The organism is Micromonospora sp. 4G55 (assembly GCF_016803375.1).
Genome location: NZ_JAEVHN010000386.1, coordinates 1 through 5954 on the forward strand (window position 1 = coordinate 1; position 5954 = coordinate 5954).

The following is a 5954-nucleotide window of genomic DNA, read 5'->3' on the forward strand; positions in this document are numbered from 1 at the left end:
GCAGCGGCCACCAGGCGTCGGCCTCGAGCTTGTCGGCCAGCTCCGGCCCGCCCTGCTCGACGATCCGGCCGGCGACGAAGACGTGCACGAAGTCCGGCTTGATGTAGCGCAGGATGCGGGTGTAGTGGGTGATCAGCAGCACGCCGGTGTCGCCGGTGTCGCGGACCCGGTTCACGCCCTCGCTGACCACGCGCAGCGCGTCCACGTCGAGGCCGGAGTCGGTCTCGTCGAGGATGGCGATCTTCGGCTTGAGCAGCTCCAGCTGCACGATCTCGTGCCGCTTCTTCTCACCGCCGGAGGAGCCCTCGTTGACGTTGCGCTGGGCGAACGCCGGGTCCATCTGGAGGCGCTCCATAGCGCCGCGCAGCTCGCCGCCCCAGGTGCGCAGCTTCGGCGCCTCGCCGTCGATGGCGGTCTTGGCGGTACGCAGGAAGTTGGCCACCGAGACGCCGGGGACCTCGACCGGGTACTGCATGGCCAGGAAGAGGCCGGCGCGGGCCCGCTCGTCGACGGACATGGCCAGCACGTCCTCGCCGTCGAGGGTCACCGAGCCGCCGGTGATCTCGTACTTGGGGTGGCCGGCGATCGAGTACGCCAGGGTGGACTTGCCGGAACCGATCGGCCCCATGATCGTCGTGGTGAATGTCGGAAGCGGTGTTCATCAGGTGCCGTCGTCCCAGTCCCGCTGCGAGACAGGATTCTTCCGCCACGCTGGAAGGCCTGCGGGGTGAAGCCCAGGACCCGGCAGGTCACAGCGAGGGGGATCCCGTCCGCGGCCAGGTCGAGGACCAGCGGGTAGGTCATTTTGGGGTGATCTCCCGTGCGAAGAACGCCGTCGCTCGGCGCAGGATCTCGTTCTCCTGCTCCAACAGCTTGTTCCGCTTGCGCAGCTCACGCAGCTCCGTGGACTTGCTGCTCGTCACGCCGGGACGCACGCCGTCGTCGACGTCGGCCAGTTTCAACCAGCGGTGCGGACGCGACTCGGAGATCCGAAGCCCTTCGCGATCTGCGACAACGGCGCCTCGCCCTTCCGGGCGACCGCGACGACATCACGACGGAACTCCATCGGGAACGCTCTCGGCGTGGGGACATCCTTCCAGCGAGGACCGCATCCTCACAGGTCAGCGAGTCAACCGAACCGGGGCCAGTCCCCCACCAGTGTGGACGCGACCGTCATGAGACGCGCCGACCAATCGGCTGAACCCGCGACGCGCATCAGCTGCTCGAGCGTGCACCGGGCCACCTGGTGGCCATGACGGCGCGGCTCTGCCAGATCTTGCGGGCCCCGTAGACGCCGTAGTTGAGCGGCTGAGTATCGGCTACTCAAGCGCGAGTGACATCTCGCCTGCTTTCCTACTGGTCGCATGTGGATCCATGAGCTTTGTTGGCTTGCATCCGAAGTCGACATGCTGCCGTGCAGGAGGCTGCCGAGCCGCTTCCATCCTGCTGAACGCCAGCAGGGATCCGGCATGGCACCAGTCCCTGGGAGGTGATTGCGCCAGAGGGCGCGCTCACCCGATCCCACTGCTGTTTGAGGAGCTGTGAATTGCGCCAGGTGAGCATGAGCGGCGGATTCTGTTACACCCCTTCGTTTGCTCAGCACCGCATGTGGTTTATGGACCGGCTGGCGGGCGGGCGGAGCGCCGCGTACGTGACCACGCCGATGTGGCGGGTGGACGGTCCGCTCGACCGCGACCGCCTGCAGCGCGCGCTGGACGCGGTGGTAGCCCGGCACGATGCGCTGCGTACCACCTTCGTCGAACGCGACGGGGTGCCCCGGGCCGTGCTCGCCCCGCACGTCGACACCGCGATCGGCTGGCGCGAGGCCGGCTCGGCCGCCGAGGTCGCCCGCGCGGCCGGGATCGAGGCCGGTCGCCCGTTCGACCTGGCCACCGGGCCGCTGTTCCGGGTGGTCGTCTGGCGGCTCACCGACACCGAGCACGTGCTGCTGGCCGCGATGCACCACATCGTCTCCGACGGCTGGTCGATCGGGGTGCTGGTGCGCGAGCTGGGCGCGCACTACGACGGCGGGGACGTGCCCGAGCTGCCGCTGCGCTACATCGACTTCGCCGAGGCACAGCGCCGGGAACTCGACGGGGACCGCCTGGCGGCCGACGTCGACCACTGGCGGGCGCAGCTCGCCGGCCTGCCGGCGCTGGCCCTGCCCACCGACCGGCCCCGGCCGGAGCAGCCGTCGCACGCCGCGGCGACCAGCGAGTTCACCCTCGGCCCGGAGCTGGTGGCCGGGCTGCACCGGCTCAGCCGCGAGCACGGGACCACCCTCTACATGACCCTGCTCGCCGCGTTCGAGGTGCTCCTGGGCCGGTGGAGCGGGCAGGACGACTTCGGCATCGGCACCCCGGTGGCCGGGCGCGGGCGGCCCGAGGTGGAGAACCTCATCGGTCTCTTCGTCAACACGCTGGTCATACGGGCCCGGCTGGCCGGCGACCCGACCTTTGCCGAGCTGCTCGGCCGGGTCCGCGACGACGCGCTGGACGCCCTGGACCACCAGGACGTGCCGTACGAGCGGGTGGTGCGGGAGCTGCGGCCCGAGCGGCCGGACACCGAGTCGCTGATCGACGCATGGTTCGCCATGCAGAACGTGCCCGGCGACGACGGACGGGCCGGCACCCTGCGCTTCACCGATTTCGAAACCGACCGGCCCAAGGCCCTCTTCGCGCTGTCGCTCTTCGCCCAGCCGCGCGGCGACGAGCTGGCCATGACCGTGGTCTACCGCACCGACCTGTTCGACGCCGCCACCATCGGCCGCCTGGTGCAGCGCTGCCGCGAGCTGCTCGCCGCCGTGGTCGCCGCGCCGGACATCCGGATCGGCGCGCTCGCGCTGCCAGCCGCCGAGACCGCCCTGCTGCGCCGGTTCGGCGCCGCCGAGATGACCGGCCGGGTGGTCGACCCGGTAGTCGCCTTCGAGGAGCGGTCCCGCCGCGACCCGGGCGCACTCGCCGCCATCGCCGCCGACGACACCGTCTCGTACGCGGAGCTGAACGCGCGGGCCAACCGGGTGGCCTGGTGGCTGCGCGACCGCGGCGTCCGGCTGGAGACCCCGGTCGGCATCCGCCTGCCCCGCGGGACCGACCTGCTCGCCGCCGTGCTCGGCGTGCTCAAGGCCGGCGGGGCGTACGTGCCGCTGGACCCGGCCTGGCCGGCCGAGCGGATCGACTTCGTCAGGGCCGACGCCGGCCTCGACGTCCTGCTCGACGGCCCACTGCCCGACGGCGGCCGCGACGACGACCCGGGCGTCCCGGTGGACCCGGCGCAGCTCGCGTACGTGATCTACACCTCCGGGTCGACGGGCCGGCCGAAGGGCGTGAGCGTGCCGCGCGGCGCGATGGCCGCGCACGTGTCGCGGATGCGGCGGCGTTTCGGGCTCGGCCCGGCCGACCGGGTGCTTCAGTTCGCCGCGCTCGCCTTCGACGCCTCGATCGATCAGGTCTTCCCGGCGCTGTCCTGCGGGGCCGCCCTGGTCCTGCCCGAGCACGGGCTGGTCGCCCCGGCGACGCTGCTGCCGCTGCTGGACCGGCACGGCGTCACGGTCGCCAACCTGCCGCCGGCCTACTTCGGCGAGCTGGTCGCCGAGCTGAGCGAGCGGGACGGGAGCGTCCCGGGCGCGCTCCGGCTCATGGTGCTCGGCGGTGACGTGGTGCGCCCCGCCGACGTGGACCGCTTCGCGACGCGCTGTCCCGACGCCGCGGTGCTCAACGCGTACGGCCCGACCGAGACCACCGTCACCACGGCGTTGGCCCACGTCCCGCGCGGCGTCGTGGGCGCGGTCCCGGTCGGCCGGGCGATCGGCGACCGCACCCTGTACGTGCTCGACCCCCAGCTCCGCGACGTGCCGGCCGGCGCGGTTGGTGAGCTGTTCGTCGGCGGTGGGCATCTGGCCCGGGGCTACCTCAGCCGGCCGGGACTGACCGCCGAGCGGTTCCTGCCGGACCCCTTCGGGTACGAGCCGGGCGGGCGGCTGTACCGCACGGGCGACCTGGTCCGCTGGCGGCCCGACGGGCAGTTGGAGTTCCACGGCCGGGCCGACGGCCAGGTTAAGGTGCGCGGGTTCCGGGTCGAGGTCGGCGAGGTCGAGGCCCGGCTGCGCGAGCACCCCGCCGTGCGGGACGCCGTGGTCGTCGCCCGGCAGGACCGGCTGGTGGCCTACCTGGCCGGCGCCGGCGTGGCCGTCGACGAGGTGCGGCGGTGGCTCGGTGAGCGGCTGCCGGAGTTCATGGTGCCGGCCGTGGTGGTCGTCCTCGACGAGCTGCCACGCACCGTCGGCGGCAAGGTCGACCGCGACCGGCTGCCCGACCCGGACGGGCACCGGCCCGAGCTGACCGACATCTTTGAGGGCCCGCGCGACGAGATCGAGGAGGCCGTCGCCGAGGTGTGGCGGCAGGTCCTCAGGGTCGACCGGATCGGCGTCCACGACAACTTCTTCGACCTCGGCGGGCACTCGCTGCTGGCCACCCTCGCGGTGGCCCGGCTGGTGAAGGCCCTCGACCGGCCGGTCGACGTGCGTACCTTCTTCGCCCACCCGACCATCGCCGAGTTCGCCGCGGTCCTGCCCGCGGCAGCCGCCGAGCCCGCAGCCGGGATCACCCGGCTGCGCCGCAGCGGCGACTTCCCGCTCTCCTTCGCCCAGGAGCGGATGTGGTTCCTGCACCGGCTCGAACCCGACGCGCCGGACTACATGGCCGCGCTGGCCTGGCGGGTCGACGGCCCGCTCGACCGGGGCCGCCTCGACTGGGCGCTGCGGCAGCTCGTCGACCGGCACGAGTCGCTGCGCACCACCTTCCCGGTGGTCGACGCGCAGCCCGTGCAGCGGGTGGCGGCCGCGGCCGAGGTCACCGTCGAGTGGCACGACGTGCGGCCGGCGACCGATCCGTACGCCACCGCGGTGGCGCAGGCCGGCGAGGAGTTGCACCGCCCGTTCGACCTGGCCGCCGGCCGCTGTTCCGGGCCCTGGTCTGGCAGCTCGGCCCGGCAGACCACCTGCTCGTGCTGGCCATGCACCACATCGTCTCCGACGGCTGGTCGATGGGCGTGCTGGTCCGCGAGCTGGGCGCGCTCCACGGTGGCGAGACCCTGCCGGAACTGCCGGTGCAGTACGCCGACTACGCCGGCTGGCAACGCCAGGAACTAGCCGGCGACCGCCTCGCCGCGGAGCTGGGCCACTGGCACAAGCGCCTCGACGCGCTGCCCGCGCTCGAACTGCCCACCGACCGGCCCCGTCCCGCCCGGCCCTCCTGGGTCGGCGCCACCCATGAGTTCACCCTGGAACCTGAGCTGGTCGCCGGTCTGGAGCGGCTTGGCCGCCGACACGGCGCCACGCTCTACATGACCCTGCTCGCCGCGTTCCAGGTGCTGCTGGGCCGATGGAACGGGCAGGACGACTTCGGCGTCGGGGTGCCGGTGGCCGGGCGGACCCGGCCCGAGGTGGAGAACGTCATCGGCTTCTTCGTCAACACCCTGGTCATGCGGGCCGATCTGGCCGGCGACCCCAGCTTCGCTGAGCTGCTCGGCCGGGTCCGTGACCAGGCACTCGACGCGTACCAGTACCAGGAGGTGCCGTTCGAGCGGGTGGTGGAAGAGCTGAGCCCGGACCGGGACCCGAGCCGGTCGCCGCTGTTCCAGGCCATGTTCGACTTGGAGGTACGCGCCGTGGCGGCGCCCCGGCTCGGCGCCGCCCGGCTGCGCAGCGCTGAGATCCCGTTCGACGTCACCAAGTTCGACCTGATGTTCACCTTCACCACCGACCCCGGCGCGGCCGGCGGCTTCGTGCAGTACCGCACGGACCTGTTCGACGCGGCGACGATCGGTCGCCTGGTGCAGCGCTGCCGCGAGCTGCTCGCCGCCGTGCTGGCCGCGCCGGACGCCCGGATCGGCGCGCTCGCGCTGCCGGCCGCCGAGACCGCCCTGCTGCGCCGGTTCGGCGCCGCCGAGGTGGC

General features: G+C 72.9%; 3 pseudogenes. 1 reads left to right on the top strand and 2 read right to left on the bottom strand.

The window, feature by feature from the left end:
- A pseudogene (gene sufC / locus JNW89_RS25145) lies at positions 1-640 on the bottom strand (Fe-S cluster assembly ATPase SufC); the annotation flags it as partial.
- Positions 630-1066: pseudogene (locus tag JNW89_RS25150) on the bottom strand (IS3 family transposase); the annotation flags it as partial. The pseudogenes sufC and JNW89_RS25150, both read right to left, overlap by 11 nt.
- A 495-nt stretch (positions 1067-1561) precedes the next feature.
- On the opposite strand from JNW89_RS25150, the pseudogene JNW89_RS25155 reads away from it, so the two are divergent.
- Positions 1562-5954: pseudogene (locus tag JNW89_RS25155) on the top strand (amino acid adenylation domain-containing protein); the annotation flags it as partial.